We start from the raw sequence: 17,543 nt of genomic DNA, 5'->3' as shown, positions 1-17,543 counted from the left end.
TTAATGAATTTTGCTGCCCAGGGTCACCACGCCGTCTGCTTTCTCGCAGCCCAGCCAACTGGTCCAACCCAGGCGACAGTCGTTCTTCTCGCCAATGCGCAGTTCGCGGATTTCTTCCGGGCGCAGCACCAGGCGAATGTCGTAATCGAGCGGGTCACGCAAGGTGAACCGCACCAGCGCGCAAAGCGGCTGGTAACCGAAACCGATGGGCAGGAATTCGTGGAATCGCTCCCAGTCGAGTTCGGTGATGTGAATGCGGAACTTGCCGCTGCGATCGCGCACGCGTTCGCCCAGCACCAGGTCTTCACCCAGCACACTGTTGGCGAAGCCGAGGCGGTTGCGTTGTTCTTCGAGGATTTCCACGCGGCGCTCGATGCACTGCTCGATGACCAGGTCTTCGTGCTTGAAGTAGTAACGCAGCACCGCTTCGATCAGCGCCGCCGAGTGCGCCCGCAGACTGAGCAGGCCGAGGTACGGCAACAGGCGTTTCCAGTTCAGTTCCTTGGCCTTGCGGATCTCGTCGCCGCCGAGGCCGATCAGGGCGAACAGCTGCGACGAGAACGGGTCGACCGCGCCGCTCTGGAAACTCGCGCGATAGCGGTACTTGCGCCAGATCGGCAGCATCAGCCGTTGCAGGCGATGGTGGAACAGGTCGAGGAAGTTGCGCGTCGGGTTGCCGTCTTCGCTGTCGCCCAGGGCTTGCTCGCCGTAGAACGCCGGCAGCGGCGAACCGGAACCGACCAGACCGATCAGGTTGAACCGCAGGCGCGCGCGCATCTGCCCGTGCTCTTCGAAAAACTCCACGCGATCGACGTCGCTGCGCGGAAATCCGAGGCTCGGGTTGGCCTGGAATTCCAGCTGGTCGTACAAATCGTCTTCGCTCAGGTACGGGTGCGCATCGCGCAGCCGGTCGATCACCAGCAGCACGGCCTGAAACAGCGAGTACTCGCGTATTACCTTCGTCAGCCCGCTTAAAGCAGGGGCTGCAGGCCCATACGTGGTGTCCATTGGTACACCTCTCCCTGTGTGCTTTTTACCCGCAGCTCATGGAATGAATTGAGACTGGCGTAAAGCGCGAAAAACTCGTTGAGAACCGAGGCGAAGACGAACAGGTCGCCTTCGCCGATATACCCTTCCGGGTCGATGGTCAGTTCGGTGCGCAGACCGCGCACCGGCAAACCACGGTGCAAGCGGTCCACGTGGTGATGCTTGATGTGCTTGAGACCGCCGAGCAGGCGTTTGCTGACCTTCTCCGCGTGCTGGTCGTAGTAGCGCGGCAGGTCGTAGGTTTCGAGAATCACCTTCAATGCATTGACGTCGGCCAGCGACAGATAGTTAAGCGACATGTTGCTGATCAGCTTCCACAGGAAGTCACGGTTCAGCGGCGGCGCAAAACTCGAAGTGGCCGGGGTGATGTTGCGGAAACTCAGGAACTCCGGGGTCTCTTCGCAGGCCATGCAGATCTGCCCGAGCTTGAGTTTGCGCGGCAGGTTCTGGTTGGTGCAGACCAGCTCGATCGACAGGGTTTCATGGGCTTCGGTGTGGCGGATGCCGAAGCTCAGGTAGGTGTCGAGGCCGTCGTGCAGCAGCGACGAACGCTGACGGATGCTGTAATGCGGACGGCTGTTGGGCACGTCGAAACTTGGGTCGTGCTCGAAGGATTCGAACGGCACGTACTCCTGATAACCGAGGCCGCCGGGTTTCCAGCCGGTCACGGTTTCCACCGAGAACACGCCGCAGTTTTCCAGATCGTATTCGGCCGGCAGCAGCAGGTATTCATCCTGTTTGCCGTCGAGGCGGATCGGCAGTGCGTCGTGCTTGAACAGGTTGACGATCGGCGTGCAGAACAGCTTCACGTTATCAAGGGTCGGACGCATGCGCATGATGCCGCTCTTGCGGATGTCGAAGCGCAATTCCAGGCCGCGCATCTGCTTGAGGGTGTCTTCCGGCAGCGCCTTGAGGATGTCGAGGCCGTGGACATCGACGAACAGGAACTTGTCCTGGAAGGCGAAGTATTCCTGCAGATAGCGATAGCCGCGGAAAGTGTTCAGCGGATACGGGATCAACGCTTCTTCTTCGGCAAAGCCCACCGGTTTGACCCGGTCGCCCGGAATCTTGAACGCCATCGGCTTGCCGCTCACGCCATCGATCGGCTTGCCGGCGCCGTCGAGCGGGATAAGTTCGATGCCGTCGAGGTTGCGCAGCAGGCTCAGGTAGAGCATCTGGCTGATGTAGCGCTCGCCGGCAAAGTGCAGGCGCAGCTTGCTCAGCTCAAGCTCGCCGAGGTGGCCGTCGGCACTCATCTCCAGGCGCAGGCTGAGCAGCGAACCGTCGCCCTTCACCGAGTAGTTCAGCGCGGCCAGATCCAGCGCCATGACTTCGGTCGGGTAGCAGGTGCGAAAGCGGCAACGCACGTCTTCGATCGGCACGCTCTCGATCGGCGTGTCACGCTCGACCTTCAGCGCCGGCCCGGAACGCTTGAGCGGATCGAACTGCAGAATGCTGAACGCCGGCAGCGGGCGCATGTAGTTCGGCCACAACAACTGCATCAGGGAATGGCTGAGCTCCGGCAACTCGTCATCGAGCTTCTGGCGCAGCCGCCCGGTCAGAAACGCAAAGCCTTCCAGCAACCGCTCCACATCCGGATCCCGCCCGGCCTGCCCCAGGAACGGCGCCAACGCCGGACTACGCTCGGCGAAACGGCGGCCCAGCTGGCGCAGTGCGGTGAGTTCGCTTTGGTAGTAGTGGTTAAAGGACACGGGTTACCTGCCTGGTAGTGGAACTCATCAAAAAAATATCCTGTAGAGCGCAACCGTCACGCCGGCGCAGAAGTAACCGGCGATCAGGAGGTACGGCACAAGCAGGATCCAGCCATAGGCCATGAAAGCATTGTCGAACGGCCCGATGACCAGGCTGCACAAGCCATAAAGCATCCAGGGCACCGCGTAGAAAGGGATGATCTTCAACGGCGCCAGCCAGACCATTCGCAGCGCCTGCTGCTCATTGCGGCTCTTCGCGGTTCGCGATACCCACAGCGCAAATAACAACAGTCCGGGCATGCCAAACCACAACAGATACACCCAGTGGGTCTCGGACGAATCGAATGTCGAATAATCGCCAATCCACAGGCCATAGGATGAAAACGCCAGCATGGCCAAGAATGGCGTCCACAAGGCACCCATGAAAAAACTCAGCTGCGCGCGGCTGAGGATGGGCATCTGATTCGATACACCGATCACGGGCAGGTCCTCATCTTCGAAAGCACGTTCTGCGAAGCAATCGCAGGCATTGCCTGCCGCATCAACGCGCGCTTTTCCAGGCGCAGCTCAATGAGCTGCGTGGCCAGAATCGCCAGCAACGTCACCCCGCCCTGAGCCACGGTGTAGAACAGCGCCCGCAACGGGTTGTCGGGCACCATCATGAATAGAATCCAGGCAACCATTAGTGTGAGCAGGCCGAGCTTGGCCCACAGTTTCGGGATAATCGCGGCCAGCGCGTTCACCCCGAAAAAGATGTAAATGAACATGTAGTGAGCAATACCGATCGCCACCCCACGGGTAGTAAATCCGCCGTTAAACGCCTTGTAGGCCACAACGACTGCGTTGTTCAGAAATACGTAGGACACGCATCCCACCGCGTGAATCACCAGACACAGAGCAAGGCGCACGTAGATATTCATTGCTGCGCAATTCCCTGTTTTTGCGACGTGATCGCGACGCCCGTGTACAGATAGAGCTCGACGCCATCGTAGCCGCCGACAGCTGCGGCGCTGAGCGGATAACTGTCCCGTGTGCCATAACGAATCCAACCTTCGGTCCACATTCCACCACCCTCGTGGCGGATCTCAACGTAGTAGTCCGGTGCCTCGCTCCTGGTAATTTCAACGAATACCCCGCCATCTTCGGCACCGATCCACAGAGCATTGGGATGGGCGAACAGCTTGGGCTCGGTGGAGTGTTCCATTCGCAACAGCAACGCAAGGCCGATCAGAATCGCCAGCAAACCGACCGAGCTGAGAAAAGCTACAAGGCATTGCCAGGCACTGAGCTTCTTGGAGCCGATCCGAAAAAAGCGCTTCATGGGCAGAAAGCCCCGTTATCGACCGTCCATGAGCGAACACCCCTTTCTTCAGTTTTTTCTATGCTCGCCAAGGCTTTTCGTAATGTCTGCGCGTCGATGGTTTTAGTCGCGGCCGGACTTTTAAGCTTCAGGCTGTATCGGTCGCTGATCTGACCTGATACGTCTTCGCCGAAGGATTTATAGTTGGCGACGGAGCTGCGCTCATTCGGAGCCAACGTGAAGCTGCGTGGTTGATCGTCGTAGTTGGAGTCGTTTGCCAACGTCAGCTCCAGCGGTACTCCACAAGTGTTCTGCAGGTACACGTCATTGCGATAGACCCGTTGAGCAGCGCAGGCAGTCAACGTGGCCAAAAACGCGAAAGGCCCGGACCAGCCCAACATGCAGATGATTCCTGACAGCTTCATGGGCAGATCGAAGCCTCACGGATCGTCCACTCGCGCTGGGTTCCTTCAGTAACTTTCTCGACAACTGCCAGGCGCTGTTTCAACTGAGTGGCGTCAATGGATTTACTGCCCGCAGCGTCGTCGATGGTCAGCTGATAGTTGCTCGGGATCTGTTCGATCACGTCTTCACCGTACGAGGCAAAACTCGCCACGAGCGCACGAGCGCCTGCTGCAACTGTCAGGGTGCGATCCAGTGAGTGCATGTTTGAGCTATTGGAAACCTTCATCTCGAGTGGCTGGCCACAACGGTTCTCCATGTACACATGGTTGTTGTAGACCTGCTGCGCCGCACAGCCGTACAAGGAAACAAACAGCAGGATGAAACCGGCGAACCTAGTCATTGAATTCAACCCTGGCCAACCAAAGCAGGCTTTTCACGTCCTGTTCAGAAGCGGCCATGCGCTTCTGCAGGTTGGTGGACGTCTGGGTGTAGCTGCTGAAGTAATGCATGACATCCACCTCACCCGTGCTCGGTGTCGGGTGGTTTGCCTTGGGGTTTTGCATCAACGTTGAGGTTTCTTTGTGCGTCCACGAGTAGTTCGGGATCAGCCCACCACCGTATTCGTTGAGAATCAGATGCCCGAATTCATGGGCCGAGGTCTCTTTGAACTCTTCCTGCGCATAGTTGGCAGCATCCGCAGCCGTAAGGCCTTGACGCTTGACGAGTTGGTCAAAGGCGTAGCCAGCGTTGTGGTAAACCTTACGGGCAATTGCCAGGCTGGTCGAACGACCGAAGTCCGCTGACAACGAGTCAATCAACGGGAAGTTCCCGGCCTTTGGCTCGACGTTGACCTCGGCCTTGACCGTGACTTTGTAGACCCCTTTGCTGGTCGCGATTCCTTCGGCAATGCCACCACCGCGCGAACCATTGCGTGACCAATACAATTCGATGCCCTCCTTGGCCCAACCCAGCAAAGTGCTGAGCGGCGTAGGCACCAGGCCAGGCGTGGAACCAGTGCTGCCACCCTCCGAGAAGCTCGGGCGCAGCGTCACTTCCACGGTCTTGGCATTGCGATCAATACGCGCATCGACCCACTTCACCTCTTCAGCCGAACAAGTGAGCTTCACTTCGGTGACTTGCTGCTTGCCCGCTCCGGTCGCGGTCAGACGAACTTTGAGGTTCGGGCTTTTCAGGATTTTGGTGTCGAGGATGCCGGCAGTGTCGTACCCATCCCATTGCCACGGGTGCTTGCCAGGGGGCAAGAACGGGGCGGTATTGGCTTCGGTGTAGACCGGCTTTTCGCCGTCCAGCACTTCCAGCTTCACACTGTCTGCCGCGTCCATCCGGTTCTCGACGACGAAGTCGACCAGTTCGCGGTTTTTCGATGTTCCGGACTTCAGTTCATCGAAGTCCGGTATTTCCAGCGGGGTCAAAACCGAGTTGCCACCCGACTTCAGACCCAGTCGGTATTCCAGAGCAGCGGCGACCGCCAGGGCAGCAAGCCCCGAAAACGGTGCAGGCGTATGCGAATTCCCGATGATTACCGTCCCGGAGCCGGCAGTGACCTTGTTGCCATGGGCCCCGACTGAACCTACGGTGGCGGCCGGCTTGCCATTGATCAGAACCGTGGTCGCAAGGTCGCCGACCAATGCACTGCCACACGCCGAGGCATCGCCCTGGCGGGCCGCTGGCAGGCCGTCGAAGAACACGTCGCCGGAACCGGCGGCGATCGGGTTGGTGCCGTGGCCGGGGAGCGGGCAAGCGGTGGGGTCGGATACGCGTGCTGCTGGTTTGCCAGACATCGGGGTTCTCCTTAGTTGACCTTCACTTGACCGCTGCCATCCAGGCGCGCAGCGAAACTGACCTGACGCTTGAAACCCTCGACTTCCAGCAGGCCTTCGATGCTGAAGGCCAGGCGAAGCTGGTCGTGGTCACGCGGCAGGGAAATGACACGCACGTTGCTCAGGCGCGGTTCGTAGGCTTCGATGAAGCTTTCGATGGCCAGGCGGGCCTGACTCAGGGAGTCGTGCAGGCTCAGGCGCATGTCATTGAGATCGGGCAACCCGTAGTCGGACAGCGTTTGCACGCTGCCGGCCCGGGTGCTGAGCATTTTGGCCAGATGGGCAGCCACCGACGCCATGGCCGAAGCCTCGAGGCTCCTGCCCTTGCGTAGTTCCGCGTCGCCGTTGAGGCGTTCGAAGAGGCTGCCGTATCCGTCCATGAGTCGCTCTTACTCTTTGTCCAGCTTGCCAACCAGCGACAGGGTGAAATCGGCACCCATGTACTTGAAGTGCGGGCGCACGTTCAGGCTGACGCGGTACCAGCCCGGCTCGCCTTCAACGTCGCTGACGATCACTTGCGCAGCGCGCAGCGGACGGCGGCCACGTACTTCGGCGCTCGGGTTTTCCTGGTCGGCCACGTACTGGCGGATCCACTTGTTCAGTTCCAGCTCGAGGTCGGTACGCTCTTTCCACGAACCGAGTTGCTCGCGCTGCAGCACTTTCAGGTAGTGAGCCAGGCGGTTGACGATCATCATGTACGGCAGTTGGGTGCCGAGCTTGTAGTTCAGCTCTGCCGCCTTGCCTTCTGCGCTGATGCCGAAGAACTTCGGCTTCTGCACCGAGCTGGCGGAGAAGAACGCCGCGTTGTCGGAGCCTTTGCGCATGGTCAGGGAGATGAAGCCTTCCTCGGCCAGTTCGTATTCACGACGGTCGGAAACCAGAACTTCGGTAGGAATCTTGGTTTCGATTTCGCCCATGCTTTCGAAGTGGTGCAGAGGCAGGTCTTCAACCGCGCCGCCGCTCTGTGGGCCGATGATGTTCGGGCACCAGCGGAACTTGGCGAAGCTGTCGGTCAGCTTGGTGCCGAACGCGTAAGCGGTGTTGCCCCACAGGTAGTGCTCGTGGCTGTTGGCAACGTTTTCCTTGTACACGAACGATTTGACCGGGTTTTCTTCCGGGTCGTACGGGTTACGCAGCAGGAAACGCGGCACGGTCAGGCCGACGTAGCGGGAGTCTTCCGAGGTACGGAAGCTCTGCCATTTGGCGAATTGCGGGCCTTCGAAGTGATCTTTCAGATCCTTCAGGTCCGGCAGGCCGGTGAAGCTTTCCAGGCCGAAGAATTTCGGGCCGGCGGCGGCGATGAACGGTGCGTGGGACATGCAGGCTACGCTGGACACGTACTGCATCAGCTTCACGTCCGGCGAGCTTGGGGACATGTAGTAGTTGGCAATGATCGCGCCAACCGGCTGACCACCGAACTGGCCGTATTCAGCGGTGTAGATGTGCTTGTACAGGCCCGACTGCATCACTTCCGGCGAGTCTTCGAAATCGTCCAGCAGGTCTTCTTTGGAGACGTTGAGGATTTCGATCTTGATGTTTTCGCGGAAGTTGGTGCGGTCGACCAGCAGTTGCAGGCCACGCCACGACGATTCCAGGGCCTGGAAGTCCGGGTGGTGCAGGATTTCGTCCATCTGACGGCTGAGCTTGGCATCGATCTCGGCGATCATGCGGTCAACCATGGCTTTCTTGACCGGCTCACCGTTGTTCTGCGGCTTGAGCAGCTCTTCGATGAACGCCGACACACCGCGTTTGGCGATGTCGTAGGCTTCGTCGTCCGGCGTCAGGCGGGTTTCGGCGATGATGCTGTCGAGGATGCTGTACTCGCCGTTTTCTGCGGCGTTCTGTTGTGCTGCGCTAGTGCTCATTGTGTTGGCTTCCTTGGCTGCTGGAGTCTCAGGCGTCCGGGGCTGCGGCGTTCAGGCCCAGCTCACCGAGTACGCGACCGCGGGATTCGTCGTCGGCGAGCACGCCTTCGATGGCTTTACGGAACGCAGGTGCGTTACCCAGCGGGCCTTTGAGGGCCACCAGCGCGTCGCGCAGTTCCATCAGTTTTTTCAGCTCAGGCACTTGCTCGACCAGGCTGGCCGGGTTGAAGTCCTTCATGGAGTTGACGCGCAGTTGCACAGCCAGCTCGTCGGCCTCGCCATCTTCCTGCAGACGGTTCGGCACGCTCAGCGTCAGACCCAGCTCTTGCTTGGCCAGCACTTCGTCGAAGGTCATCTTGTCGATGCTGATCGGCTTGCGATCCTCGATCTTGCGATCGTCCTTGCGGTGGGTGTAGTCACCGATTGCCAGCAGCTTCAGCGGCAGTTCAATCTCTTCCTGAGCACCGCCGGTGGCGGGTTTGAAGGTGACGTTGATGCGTTCCTTGGGGGCTACCGAGCCTTCTTTGGCCATGGCTTTTCTCCTTGCGGTTGTGGCCCTGGGGCCTATTCGAGTACCACTTCGAGGTCGAGGTGGCACAGCCTGCGATAAATCTCTTCCTTGCGTTCACGTACGGCATGGTTCTGCGGTAACAACTCGCAGCAACTGTGCAGCAGGTGCAGCACTTCCAATGCAAGATCGGGCTCCCAGGCGTGCAGGCCTGAGTCCTGTAATGTCTGATCGAGGGTTTCGAGCTGGTTCTTGGCGAGTTCGTATTTCTTGGCCAGGAAGCACAGCCGCGCGAGGGCGAACTGCCAGAAGAAGCGTTCGCGGCCGCCGTGCGCCGATTGCAGGCCCTGCTTGAGGATCTGCACCGCCGGTTTGAGGCCTTCCTTGCGCAGGATCGGCTGGACTTCTTCGAGGGCCTTTTCCCAGGCTGGCTGGGTTTCGACGTTCTCGGTTTCGACCTTGCGCGGCGCGCTGGCGCTTTGCAGGTGCGGCATGACGTTGCCGGCGATCCAAGCCCGGGTGGACGGATCGGCGAACGGCGCGCCGTCATGGAAACGCAGCTCGATGATGCCGGGCAGGCGTTGAATCAAAAGCGCGAAGTGGATTTCCACTTCGCGCATGGCCAGCTCGGCGTTGAGGTTCTGGAGACATTCCCAGACCATCCTCTGGCCATCGAACCAGAACGGCGCCTTCGCCAGGCTCGCCTCCAGTTCCACCAGCAGGTCGGCGTATTTGCCCTGATCGAAACGGTCCTGATACTGCTTGAGCTTGTCGACCGGCAACCCGCGCAGCACGGTGATCTGCTCGGCGTTGCGCTCGGGCACCGCGTCGATCGTCATCCACAGCAAGGTGCGGTTGAGGCGCAGGGCGCGCAGGTCGGTAGCTTTCTGCTTGAGCCACCAGGCGCACAACGGGCGGGCGCTTTCCTGCTGTGCACGCAGGGCCTTGTGGGCTTCTTTCTCGTTGTCGATCGGCGCGCCCGGCGCCAGCAACTGGCTGGCGGCCTGCTTGACCTGCGCCACCGCCGCGCCCACAACACCGGGTGCCGGCTGGTTGTCGGCGGCGCGCTGGATCATGGTTTTCAGACGGCGGGAAAGCGGCAGCAGCAGTGGCGCATCATCGCCCAGATGCTCGGTGCAGGCGGCGTCGAGACCGGACAGATGCTCGGACAGTTGCCGGAACATCGGCAGCTGTTCCTTGATCGCGATGTTCTCGGTGATGACCTGCTCAAGACGCGGCACCAGCCAGCCGATGGCGGCGGCCCGGGTGCGGGGTTTGAGCGGGTGAACTTCGGCCCAATTGTTTTCCGACAAGTGGTGCAGCAGACCGAGGCCGGCCAGCAGGCCGGGGAAGGATTCACGCTGGTACAGCGACCACGTCAGCCAGGCGCCGACACGCAAATCCTTGGATTGGGTACGCAGGAGGTTTTCGCTGTTTTCGCGAATTTTCAGCCAGTCGATCTGCCCGCTTTCGTGCATCGACGAGGCTTTGGCCAGCTCGCTTTCCAGCGCCTCGAATTCGCTCGAAAAGCGAACGTCTTCGCCCGCAAAATTCTCTTTGGAAACAGAGACTTTAGCGAGTTCGAGGTAATGGGCGGAAAGTTTGCTTGAGTAGGACATCCATGGCCTTTATTAGGATTACGGTCGTGCGCCTATTGGAGTTGCAGCGGCGCGGGACAGTATCGAAGAGCAGTCGGAAGACTCATCCAATTGAGTGTTTGCTCTTTCAAGTGCGCGCATCGTAATCACTATGATGGCCACTAGCAAGCATCTGATTAAACAACAAGACGAACTGTTCATTGGGCGCTGTAGGAGATCGCCCTATATGTGCCAGGGGTTTCCCTGATGTGCCTTTATATTTCACTTTTAAGCCTATCCCTTCCGGAAGCATTGGGCCAGAGCGGCCGGAGCGCGGCGTCTGGAACATCTGCACGCTCGTTCCACAAGTAAGCGGAGAAAGCATGACAAACCCCGAAAAAATTTGAAGTAGGACGCTTCCGAAAATACACCGCCATTTATTAACAAATGACTGGCGACAACAGACAATATTAAAAGTGCCATCAATTTGATGGCATTTTATATATTTAATAGTCATGAATCCTTGGCTGCACAAGACTATTACGCAGAATTCCAATCATCCGCTGTCACTTTCTCACAGCCTTTTCCCACAATTTCCACGTTGTTTTACAACCCGGAAAGCTCCGACTTAAACAAGCGATCCTTCTTACATAAATCTGTTTAACGCCTTGTTAGCGTGCCGGCCAATGTTCGCGTGCGCTGACCAGGGAGGGTTTCGACATCACGCCGATTTCTCTCTCTGCTTAAGGACAAGCGTATGCCTGGAGCTGTCAGTTCTGCGCACTTCACTCTGCAGATTTCTGCTGTTCGCAATGACTTCAAGGTGCTGGCCTTCGAGGGCACCGAGACCGTCAGCACCCTTTATGCCATTCACGTCGAACTGGTCAGTGAAGATCCCGACTTCGATATGGAAGGCCTGCTCGGTCAGACTGCCTTCCTGCAGTTCGGCCTGAACGATGAAGGCATTCATGGATGCATCGACGATGTGTTGGCGGGTGAATCCGACAAACGCCTGACCCGCTATCGCCTGACACTGGTGCCGAGCCTCCACTATTTGCAGTTCAGTCACGATCAACGGATTTACCAGAGTCAGACCGTCCCGCAGATCATCACGCAAACGCTCAAGCGACACGGCATCCTCGTCGATGCGTTCACTTTTCATGTCCAGCCCCTCGTGGCACGGGAGTACTGCACCCAATACGGCGAAAGCGATTTCGAGTTCATCCAGCGCCTGTGTGCCGAGGAGGGAATCGCCTGGCATCATCAGCACTCGGCGCAAGGCCATTTGCTGGTGTTCACCGATGATGCGGTTTTCCTCCCGACATTGCGTCCCACGCCCTTCCGGCGGGAAAACGGGATGGTCCCGGAATATCCGGTGGTCAGCAGCTTTTCCTTGCGCGCCGCCACTCGGACAAGCCGGGTCACCCGGCGTGGTTACGACCTGAAGCGACCGACGCTTTTACTCGAAAGCCGCTTCAGCGCCGGATTCACACCGACGCTTGAGGACTACCGATACCCGCTGCTGCTGGACAACGAAAAGCGCGGCAAGCATCTGGCCCGTCAGGCCCTGGAACGCCATCGCGCCGATTATGAAATAGCCGAGGGTCAAAGCAACCAGACGACCCTGCGCTGTGGCCATCTGCTTGAACTGACCGAACACCCTCGTCAGAACTACAACGGTCTGTGGCTGCTGCTCGGTGTCACCCACACCGGACGGCAGCCGCAAGTTCTGGAGGAGTCGGCCAGCAGCGAAACTCAATCGGCGGACGGCTTTACCCAAGGCTATCGCAACACCTTCTGCGCCATTCCTGCCGAAGTAGTGTTCCGCCCGCCACTGCCCGCACGCCGGCCCCCGCTGGTCAGCCAGACCGCCAGGGTGACAGGCCCCAAAGGCGAAGAGATCTACTGCGATGAGTTCGGTCGGGTAAAAGTCGAATTCCACTGGGACCGAGCCGAATTAAACAGTGAGCGCAGCAGTTGCTGGGTGCGGGTCTCGTCGAGCTGGGCCGGGAACGGTTTCGGTGTCGTCACCCTCCCCCGCATCGGGATGGAAGTGGTGGTGACCTTCGTGGAAGGTGATCCCGACAAGCCGCTGATTACCGGCTGCGTGATCAACAAGGTCACCCCTGCACCCTACAAACTTCCCGAGCACAAGACCCGAACCGTGTTGCGCAGTCGCAGCTCGCCTGACACCGGCGGCTACAGCGAATTGATGATTGAAGACCGCGCCGGACTGGAACTGGTCTACCTGCGTGCCCAGCGCGACATGGAGCGGCAGGTTCTCCATGACAGCCGGCTGGCGGTCGGGCGCGATCGATGGGAAAGCATTCAGGGCAGCAGCCAGACGACGGCCGGGAAAATCATTACCGTCGAGGCGGGCCAGCAGGTGCAGATCAAGGCCGGTGCCAGCGTGGTGCTGGATGCAGGCGCCAGCATCACGCTGAAGGCGGGCGGTCACCATATCGTGATCGACAGGGGCGGGATCTTCAGCAGTACCGAGATCGTGGCGGGAGGAAAGACGTCCGCCAGCGGAGCCGCTGATCATCCAGAAGCCGCAATGGCGGGAGCCTTGGCGGCCGGACTGACGGCCTCATCCACTCAAGACCCGGAAGACGCCGAACTCGAAGAAGAGGAGGAAGAGGTCGAACTGGAAGACGAGTTACCTGCTGGCATCACCTTGCGGATCGGCGTGTTTTTCGATGGGACGGGGAACAACAAGGCCAACAGCGAAACGGTCGCGGCTTGCTATGCGCCAGATGCCAATCTGGCGGAGGCAGCCGAAGAGATTCAGAAGCACTGCGCCGCTTATGGCTATGACGGAAATGGCAACTCGCCGGATAACAGCTACGGCAATGATGTAAGCAATATCGTGCGGTTGCATGAGCTGTATACAGACCATGCCTTTGACGTATTACCAGAGAACACGAAACAGGCTTCTTTGCGCGTATACATCGAAGGCATCGGTACAACCGCTGACGTAGACGACTCACTTTACGCACAGGCAACCGGCCGAGGCGAAACGGGTGTTCTGGCTCGTGTGGAGCAGAGCCCTGAAAAAATCATGGAGCAAATTCGGTCACTGATTGATAGCAACCCCAACACGCTAATAGAAAGAATCGAATTCGATATTTTCGGTTTCAGTCGAGGCGCCGCCGCTGCACGGCACTTCGCAAACGAGGTGCTAAAAGGCAAGCGCAGCATTCTCGCAAAGGCGTTGCCAGCAGGCTCTCCGTTCTTGGTCAGTAGCTTTGACTGGGTTTCACAATCCAGTATCAGCATCAATTTCATTGGTCTGTTTGATACCGTCGCGGCAATCGCCAATCCATGGTTGCTCGACTTCACTGGCGCCAACAGCAGAAATCCGGGACTGAACTTGAAGCTGCCGGAGGGTTGCGCCAACAAAGTGGTGCACCTGGTGGCGCGTGATGAACATCGCGAGAACTTTGCCCTTAATAGCCTGGGTGAGATTGATCTGGTATTACCCGGCGCCCACTCGGATCTGGGAGGTGGCTATCTGCCCAGGGCCAGGGAGAAACTTCTGTTGAGCAGTCCGATCACCAGCACCATCAGCCAAAGCAAGGAAGCGACCCGTAGCGCAGCCTATGTCTCTGCCGAAAAGGAGGCGTTTGCCTGGTATACGAAAGGCGTCATCGAAGATGACGCTCCAGGCAATCAACTGCGGGTTGCACTCTGGGAAGCCCCTGTCATTCAACGATTGGAAAGGGGCAGATCCACACCGGAGCCCCAGAAGCGGGTTTATGCTGCGGCCATGATTGAACGCCCGGTACACGGTGAGTTGTCGCTGGTGTATTTACGCATCATGCGTGAGCTGGCGGTAAGAGCCGGGGTGCCGCTCAAGCTGATTCCCGACAGGTCAGCGCTAAATTTGCCCGCAGAGTTAGTACCCATTCACAAAAAACTTCAGGCTTACGCCTTGGGTGAGTCATCTGTTGAAGGGCTGACTATCAAAGAACGGGCTTTGTTACGCAGTCGCTATATCCACCTATCTGCGCACTGGAACGCAGCCAAAGATTTCAACAACAGCGACTGGAGCGTTGTTTTTATCAACCGCCCAACAAAGAACAAACAACGAGTGGTGCACCCCCATGAATAAATTCACTCGGCCCGTCAAAAAACACACGGGGTTCGTCTTCGGATTGCTGTTGGTGCTTTGCACTCAAAGTCATGCACAACCGATCACCAAACGGCCTTGGTATCTCGGCTTCGGAGCACCCGCCTACATGGAGGTCTGGATTGAAACGGCCGACGTGGTGGATATCCGTGAACGTGTGTTCAAACGCGCCGGAGCCGGGATTGCCTCGGTGAACACACCCGCCGACAACAAGGGCAAGCCCGCAGGCTGGCCTGACAGCCCCGGTAGTGGCGGCGGACGTGACGTCACTGGTGCCGATCTTCCCCGCTTGATCTATGTGCGATGGCAATCACTGGCTGAGCCTCAAACCTATGAGGCCTACATTGTGATTCCCGAATCTGCGCGGGAAATCATGCACAAACCGGAAAAGGCGTACTGCAGACTGGATGGCAAATGGATCACGGATTACCGCGATCGCGTAACTATTGGATTGGCGCCCGGCGGCATTGCCAAGGTTTGGCAGCGTGGGCCTTGTCTCAAGCCTGTCGAGATTGCTCGGGTTGAAGGGAGCATCGTCAAGCAGGGGCCGTATCAAGGGAAAAATGGAGGACGCTACGCGCTACCTCTTTCACCGGAGTCCAAAACCTACATCGAAAAATACGGCATCCCCTTCGGGAGCTGGTAAGGCATCACAAACACCCTCCAGTCACTTGTCATGTGCAATCGCTGTACAAAGGATTCCGTAATCAATATAGGGAGCGTTAAAAGCATCATGAGCGGTAGACACAATAAACAATCAATATCGGGATTTGGATGCGCTCTGGTTGTCATGCTGACGCTCACAACCAGCACCTCTGTTCGAGCGGAAGGCTGCGTCGGTATTGGATGCCTGGTGAACGGTGGTCCCCTGGAGTTCTCAATGCTGACGGGTATCGGCTTGCTTTTCACAGTGGCGGGACCGTTCATTTCAACTTCGGAAGCCAGTGCAAACAAATCCTCGAAACATTACACCCAAGCCCTGATAGATGATGCAGCTACACATCTGGCGACGGAGGGCGAATACGAAAGTCCCATACTCGAATCCGAGTGGCGTAAATACCTGAAATCTTATGGACACCAGCCAAGCAAGAACGAGTTCGCCAGAATGGTGCTGGCCACCTACGGGTAACCGGCTAGACGAATCCCATAACGATCCACCAAGACCAGCTCGGCTCGCCATCAGCCAAAAAAATGGGCATCCGACCGCAATCGGTATGCCCATTTTTCATGCAGCGCGCCCAGCTGACCGGGCATTCGCCGCGATTACGGATTAACGCTGTCTTTCAACGATTTGCCTGGCTTGAACGCAACGGTGTTGCTGGCCTTGATCTTCACCGGTTCACCGGTTTGCGGGTTTTTGCCGGTGCGGGCACCGCGGTGGCGTTGCAGGAAGGTGCCGAAGCCCACCAGCGTGACGCTGTCCTTGCGGTGCAGGGCGCCGGTGATTTCTTCGAGAACGGCGTTGAGAACGCGGTTGGCCTGCTCTTTGGTCAGATCCGCTTTTTCAGCGATTGCAGCGGCGAGTTCTGGTTTACGCATTAGTGAAGCCCCTTTGACGGTTTTTTGTTGTTATGTCCGTGCTGTTCTCGTTGGAACAGCGCCCAAGGCGCCGCAGGCTCTACTCTGCGGCAGACGGGAGTGAGGATGGCACGCGGTTAAGGGCGGCGCCAGTCTCCCCGCGACGTTTGTGGGGGCAAAAGCGGGGTGATTCCGACAGAACGACCGGTATTTACGCCAGCAAGGCCGGAAGCTGTTTGTTCAGTGCGAGTTTTTCCATCACCGCCGCGCCGGTCAGGGCGTAACCGAGCAATTGCCCTTCTGCGTCGTGGCACAACACCTTGATATCGGCGCCCTGCCCCTCAACGGTCCAAACACCCTCGCGGCCCCGAGGCGGCGGGGAAACCACCAGTGGGCAGACCGGGGTTTTCACGGTGATCGGCATCGGTCCATAGTTCACCACGGTCGGGTTGCCGGCCAGGGTTTGTGCCAGCGCTCGCGCACAACTCATGAGGGGCATGACGTACAGAAGATTCAGCCCGTCGACCTCGGCGCAGTCGCCCAAAGCGTAAATGTTGGCGTGCGAGGTTTGCAGATGACGGTCGACCACCACGCCGCGATTGGTCTGGATGCCGGCGGCTGCCGCCAGGTCGATCCGCGGGCGCAGGCCGATGGCCGAGACCACCACATCGCACGGGACAACCTGACCGTCGGACAGGTGCGCTTCCAGCCCATCCGCGACTTTTTGCAGGCGGGTCAGCACCGGGCCGAGGTGGAAACGTGCACCGAGGCTTTCCAGCCCGGCCTGCACCGCAGCCGCCGCCGCGGGATGCAGAAGAGTCGGCATGACCTGTTCGCACGGCGCGACCAGCTGCACCTCGTAGCCGCCCAGAATCAGGTCATTGGCGAACTCGCAGCCGATCAGTCCGGCGCCGAGCAGCAACACCCGACGCTTGCCGGCCGCTGCGGCGCGAAAGCGCGCGTAGTCTTCGAGATCGTTGATCGGGAACACCAGATCCCCGCCGTCGCCTTCGATCGGCACGCGCACGGTTTCGGCGCCCCAGGCGAGGATCAGGTCGCGATAGCTCACCGCTTCCTCGCCGATCCACAGCCGCTTGTGGCCCGGATCGATGCCGCTGATGCGGGTATGGGTGCGGATCTCGGCCTTCAACTGCTCGGCCATCGCGCCCGGCTCGGCCATGCTCAAGCCGTCGGCGTCCTTGTTCTTGCCGAAGCCGGTGGACAGCATCGGCTTGGAGTAGGAGCGACCGTCATCGGCGGTAATCAGCAGCAACGGGGTTTCGCCATCGAGTTTGCGAAACTCGCGGGCCAGGTTGTAACCCGCAAGCCCGGTGCCAACGATTACGACAGGTGCGCTCATGCCCTACTCCTCAGTGTTTTCTCAGTTGATTTCGATCATTTCGAAGTCCATCTTGCCGACGCCGCAGTCCGGGCACAGCCAGTCTTCCGGCACGTCCTGCCACAGGGTGCCCGGCGCAATGCCGTCATCCGGCCAGCCGTCGGCTTCGTTGTAAATCAGGCCGCAGACCACACATTGCCACTTTTTCATTCAGGTACTTCCTCAGGGTTCAGGCTTTAACCGGCGCGGACGGTCGATGGTGCAGCGCTGCCGTCCGGCTCAGGGCGTTTTGTACTGAT

18 protein-coding genes and 1 pseudogene are annotated in these 17,543 nt (G+C 58.9%); 3 read left to right on the top strand and 16 right to left on the bottom strand.

Features of this window, described 5'->3' with window-relative positions; translation table 11 throughout:
• The 13 genes and pseudogenes from tssG to QRN46_RS03380 all read right to left on the bottom strand — a co-directional run bounded on the left by tssG (nt 1) and on the right by QRN46_RS03380 (nt 10,772).
• Entirely contained in the window at nt 1-1,008 is a 1,008-nt protein-coding gene (gene tssG, locus QRN46_RS03440; protein ID WP_039765146.1) for a type VI secretion system baseplate subunit TssG, read from the bottom strand.
• Complete coding sequence (gene tssF / locus QRN46_RS03435; RefSeq protein WP_011336593.1) at nt 972-2,759, bottom strand: type VI secretion system baseplate subunit TssF; 1,788 nt, start codon at nt 2,757-2,759, stop codon at nt 972-974. Before tssF ends, tssG begins: the two co-directional genes overlap by 37 nt.
• A 27-nt stretch (nt 2,760-2,786) precedes the next feature.
• Nucleotides 2,787-3,218, bottom strand: a complete 432-nt coding sequence (locus tag QRN46_RS03430) for a hypothetical protein (RefSeq protein ID WP_011336594.1) — start codon at nt 3,216-3,218, stop codon at nt 2,787-2,789.
• A 17-nt stretch (nt 3,219-3,235) separates the two neighbouring features.
• Nucleotides 3,236-3,679 carry a hypothetical protein gene (locus tag QRN46_RS03425; protein ID WP_011336595.1) on the bottom strand — a complete coding sequence of 148 codons (444 nt, stop codon included), beginning with the start codon at nt 3,677-3,679 and terminating at the stop codon, nt 3,236-3,238.
• Complete coding sequence (locus tag QRN46_RS03420; RefSeq protein WP_011336596.1) at nt 3,676-4,080, bottom strand: hypothetical protein; 405 nt, start codon at nt 4,078-4,080, stop codon at nt 3,676-3,678. The genes QRN46_RS03425 and QRN46_RS03420 overlap by 4 nt, the downstream gene beginning before the upstream one ends.
• Nucleotides 4,077-4,460, bottom strand: a complete 384-nt coding sequence (locus QRN46_RS03415) for a hypothetical protein (protein ID WP_011336597.1) — start codon at nt 4,458-4,460, stop codon at nt 4,077-4,079. Before QRN46_RS03415 ends, QRN46_RS03420 begins: the two co-directional genes overlap by 4 nt.
• A gap of 20 nt (nt 4,461-4,480) precedes the next feature.
• Complete coding sequence (locus QRN46_RS03410; protein ID WP_011336598.1) at nt 4,481-4,864, bottom strand: hypothetical protein; 384 nt, start codon at nt 4,862-4,864, stop codon at nt 4,481-4,483.
• A gap of 1,108 nt (nt 4,865-5,972) precedes the next feature.
• Nucleotides 5,973-6,266, bottom strand: a pseudogene (locus QRN46_RS29010) (PAAR domain-containing protein); the annotation flags it as partial.
• 11 nt (nt 6,267-6,277) lie between these two features.
• Nucleotides 6,278-6,685, bottom strand: a complete 408-nt coding sequence (tssE, locus tag QRN46_RS03400) for a type VI secretion system baseplate subunit TssE (protein ID WP_007954373.1) — start codon at nt 6,683-6,685, stop codon at nt 6,278-6,280.
• A gap of 9 nt (nt 6,686-6,694) precedes the next feature.
• Nucleotides 6,695-8,170, bottom strand: coding sequence for a type VI secretion system contractile sheath large subunit (gene tssC, locus QRN46_RS03395; protein WP_011336600.1), 1,476 nt, complete (start codon nt 8,168-8,170; stop codon nt 6,695-6,697).
• Nucleotides 8,171-8,198: 28 nt separating this feature from the next.
• Nucleotides 8,199-8,702, bottom strand: coding sequence for a type VI secretion system contractile sheath small subunit (tssB, locus tag QRN46_RS03390; RefSeq protein ID WP_003229587.1), 504 nt, complete (start codon nt 8,700-8,702; stop codon nt 8,199-8,201).
• 32 nt (nt 8,703-8,734) lie between these two features.
• Nucleotides 8,735-10,297 (bottom strand): type VI secretion system protein TssA, encoded by a 1,563-nt coding sequence (gene tssA / locus QRN46_RS03385; protein WP_007954369.1) that lies wholly within the window; start codon nt 10,295-10,297, stop codon nt 8,735-8,737.
• 106 nt (nt 10,298-10,403) lie between these two features.
• Nucleotides 10,404-10,772: a hypothetical protein gene (locus tag QRN46_RS03380; protein ID WP_151208271.1), complete on the bottom strand. Its 369-nt coding sequence runs from the start codon at nt 10,770-10,772 to the stop codon at nt 10,404-10,406.
• A gap of 240 nt (nt 10,773-11,012) precedes the next feature.
• On the opposite strand from QRN46_RS03380, the gene tssI reads away from it, so the two are divergent.
• From tssI to QRN46_RS03365, 3 genes are all read left to right on the top strand, one after another.
• Nucleotides 11,013-14,369 (top strand): type VI secretion system tip protein TssI/VgrG, encoded by a 3,357-nt coding sequence (gene tssI, locus QRN46_RS03375; RefSeq protein ID WP_011336602.1) that lies wholly within the window; start codon nt 11,013-11,015, stop codon nt 14,367-14,369.
• Nucleotides 14,362-15,033 carry a DUF2931 family protein gene (locus tag QRN46_RS03370; protein ID WP_011336603.1) on the top strand — a complete coding sequence of 224 codons (672 nt, stop codon included), beginning with the start codon at nt 14,362-14,364 and terminating at the stop codon, nt 15,031-15,033. Before tssI ends, QRN46_RS03370 begins: the two co-directional genes overlap by 8 nt.
• A 234-nt stretch (nt 15,034-15,267) precedes the next feature.
• Complete coding sequence (locus tag QRN46_RS03365; RefSeq protein ID WP_232253745.1) at nt 15,268-15,516, top strand: hypothetical protein; 249 nt, start codon at nt 15,268-15,270, stop codon at nt 15,514-15,516.
• Between the two features lie 134 nt (nt 15,517-15,650).
• Here QRN46_RS03365 and QRN46_RS03360 read toward each other — a convergent pair whose 3' ends face one another.
• From QRN46_RS03360 to QRN46_RS03350, 3 genes are all read right to left on the bottom strand, one after another.
• Nucleotides 15,651-15,926 carry an HU family DNA-binding protein gene (locus QRN46_RS03360; RefSeq protein WP_003213368.1) on the bottom strand — a complete coding sequence of 92 codons (276 nt, stop codon included), beginning with the start codon at nt 15,924-15,926 and terminating at the stop codon, nt 15,651-15,653.
• Between the two features lie 190 nt (nt 15,927-16,116).
• Nucleotides 16,117-17,265, bottom strand: coding sequence for an NAD(P)/FAD-dependent oxidoreductase (locus QRN46_RS03355; protein WP_011336605.1), 1,149 nt, complete (start codon nt 17,263-17,265; stop codon nt 16,117-16,119).
• A 21-nt stretch (nt 17,266-17,286) separates the two neighbouring features.
• On the bottom strand, nt 17,287-17,454 hold the full coding sequence (locus QRN46_RS03350; protein ID WP_007954349.1) for a rubredoxin: 168 nt from the start codon (nt 17,452-17,454) through the stop codon (nt 17,287-17,289).
• Between the last annotated feature and the right edge of the window lie 89 nt (nt 17,455-17,543).

Origin of the sequence: Pseudomonas sp. lyk4-R2A-10, from assembly GCF_030209075.1 — a bacterium.
Classification (GTDB): domain Bacteria; phylum Pseudomonadota; class Gammaproteobacteria; order Pseudomonadales; family Pseudomonadaceae; genus Aquipseudomonas; species Aquipseudomonas glycinae.
The sequence above is the reverse complement of the archived record's forward strand: the minus strand, read 5'-3'. Positions and strand labels throughout refer to the sequence as shown.

Bases quoted from the DNA above. Each gene is read 5' to 3' on its own strand.
- tssG (WP_039765146.1), bottom strand. From the start codon at position 1,008: ATGGACACCACGTATGGGCCTGCAGCCCCTGCTTTAAGCGGGCTGACG.
- QRN46_RS03430 (WP_011336594.1), bottom strand. From the start codon at position 3,218: ATGCCCATCCTCAGCCGCGCGCAGCTGAGTTTTTTCATGGGTGCCTTG.
- QRN46_RS03425 (WP_011336595.1), bottom strand. From the start codon at position 3,679: ATGAATATCTACGTGCGCCTTGCTCTGTGTCTGGTGATTCACGCGGTG.
- QRN46_RS03420 (WP_011336596.1), bottom strand. From the start codon at position 4,080: ATGAAGCGCTTTTTTCGGATCGGCTCCAAGAAGCTCAGTGCCTGGCAA.
- QRN46_RS03415 (WP_011336597.1), bottom strand. From the start codon at position 4,460: ATGTTGGGCTGGTCCGGGCCTTTCGCGTTTTTGGCCACGTTGACTGCC.
- QRN46_RS03410 (WP_011336598.1), bottom strand. From the start codon at position 4,864: ATGACTAGGTTCGCCGGTTTCATCCTGCTGTTTGTTTCCTTGTACGGC.
- tssE (WP_007954373.1), bottom strand. From the start codon at position 6,685: ATGGACGGATACGGCAGCCTCTTCGAACGCCTCAACGGCGACGCGGAA.
- tssC (WP_011336600.1), bottom strand. From the start codon at position 8,170: ATGAGCACTAGCGCAGCACAACAGAACGCCGCAGAAAACGGCGAGTAC.
- tssB (WP_003229587.1), bottom strand. From the start codon at position 8,702: ATGGCCAAAGAAGGCTCGGTAGCCCCCAAGGAACGCATCAACGTCACC.
- tssA (WP_007954369.1), bottom strand. From the start codon at position 10,297: ATGTCCTACTCAAGCAAACTTTCCGCCCATTACCTCGAACTCGCTAAA.
- QRN46_RS03380 (WP_151208271.1), bottom strand. From the start codon at position 10,772: ATGACTATTAAATATATAAAATGCCATCAAATTGATGGCACTTTTAAT.
- tssI (WP_011336602.1), top strand. From the start codon at position 11,013: ATGCCTGGAGCTGTCAGTTCTGCGCACTTCACTCTGCAGATTTCTGCT.
- QRN46_RS03370 (WP_011336603.1), top strand. From the start codon at position 14,362: ATGAATAAATTCACTCGGCCCGTCAAAAAACACACGGGGTTCGTCTTC.
- QRN46_RS03365 (WP_232253745.1), top strand. From the start codon at position 15,268: ATGCTGACGGGTATCGGCTTGCTTTTCACAGTGGCGGGACCGTTCATT.
- QRN46_RS03360 (WP_003213368.1), bottom strand. From the start codon at position 15,926: ATGCGTAAACCAGAACTCGCCGCTGCAATCGCTGAAAAAGCGGATCTG.
- QRN46_RS03355 (WP_011336605.1), bottom strand. From the start codon at position 17,265: ATGAGCGCACCTGTCGTAATCGTTGGCACCGGGCTTGCGGGTTACAAC.
- QRN46_RS03350 (WP_007954349.1), bottom strand. From the start codon at position 17,454: ATGAAAAAGTGGCAATGTGTGGTCTGCGGCCTGATTTACAACGAAGCC.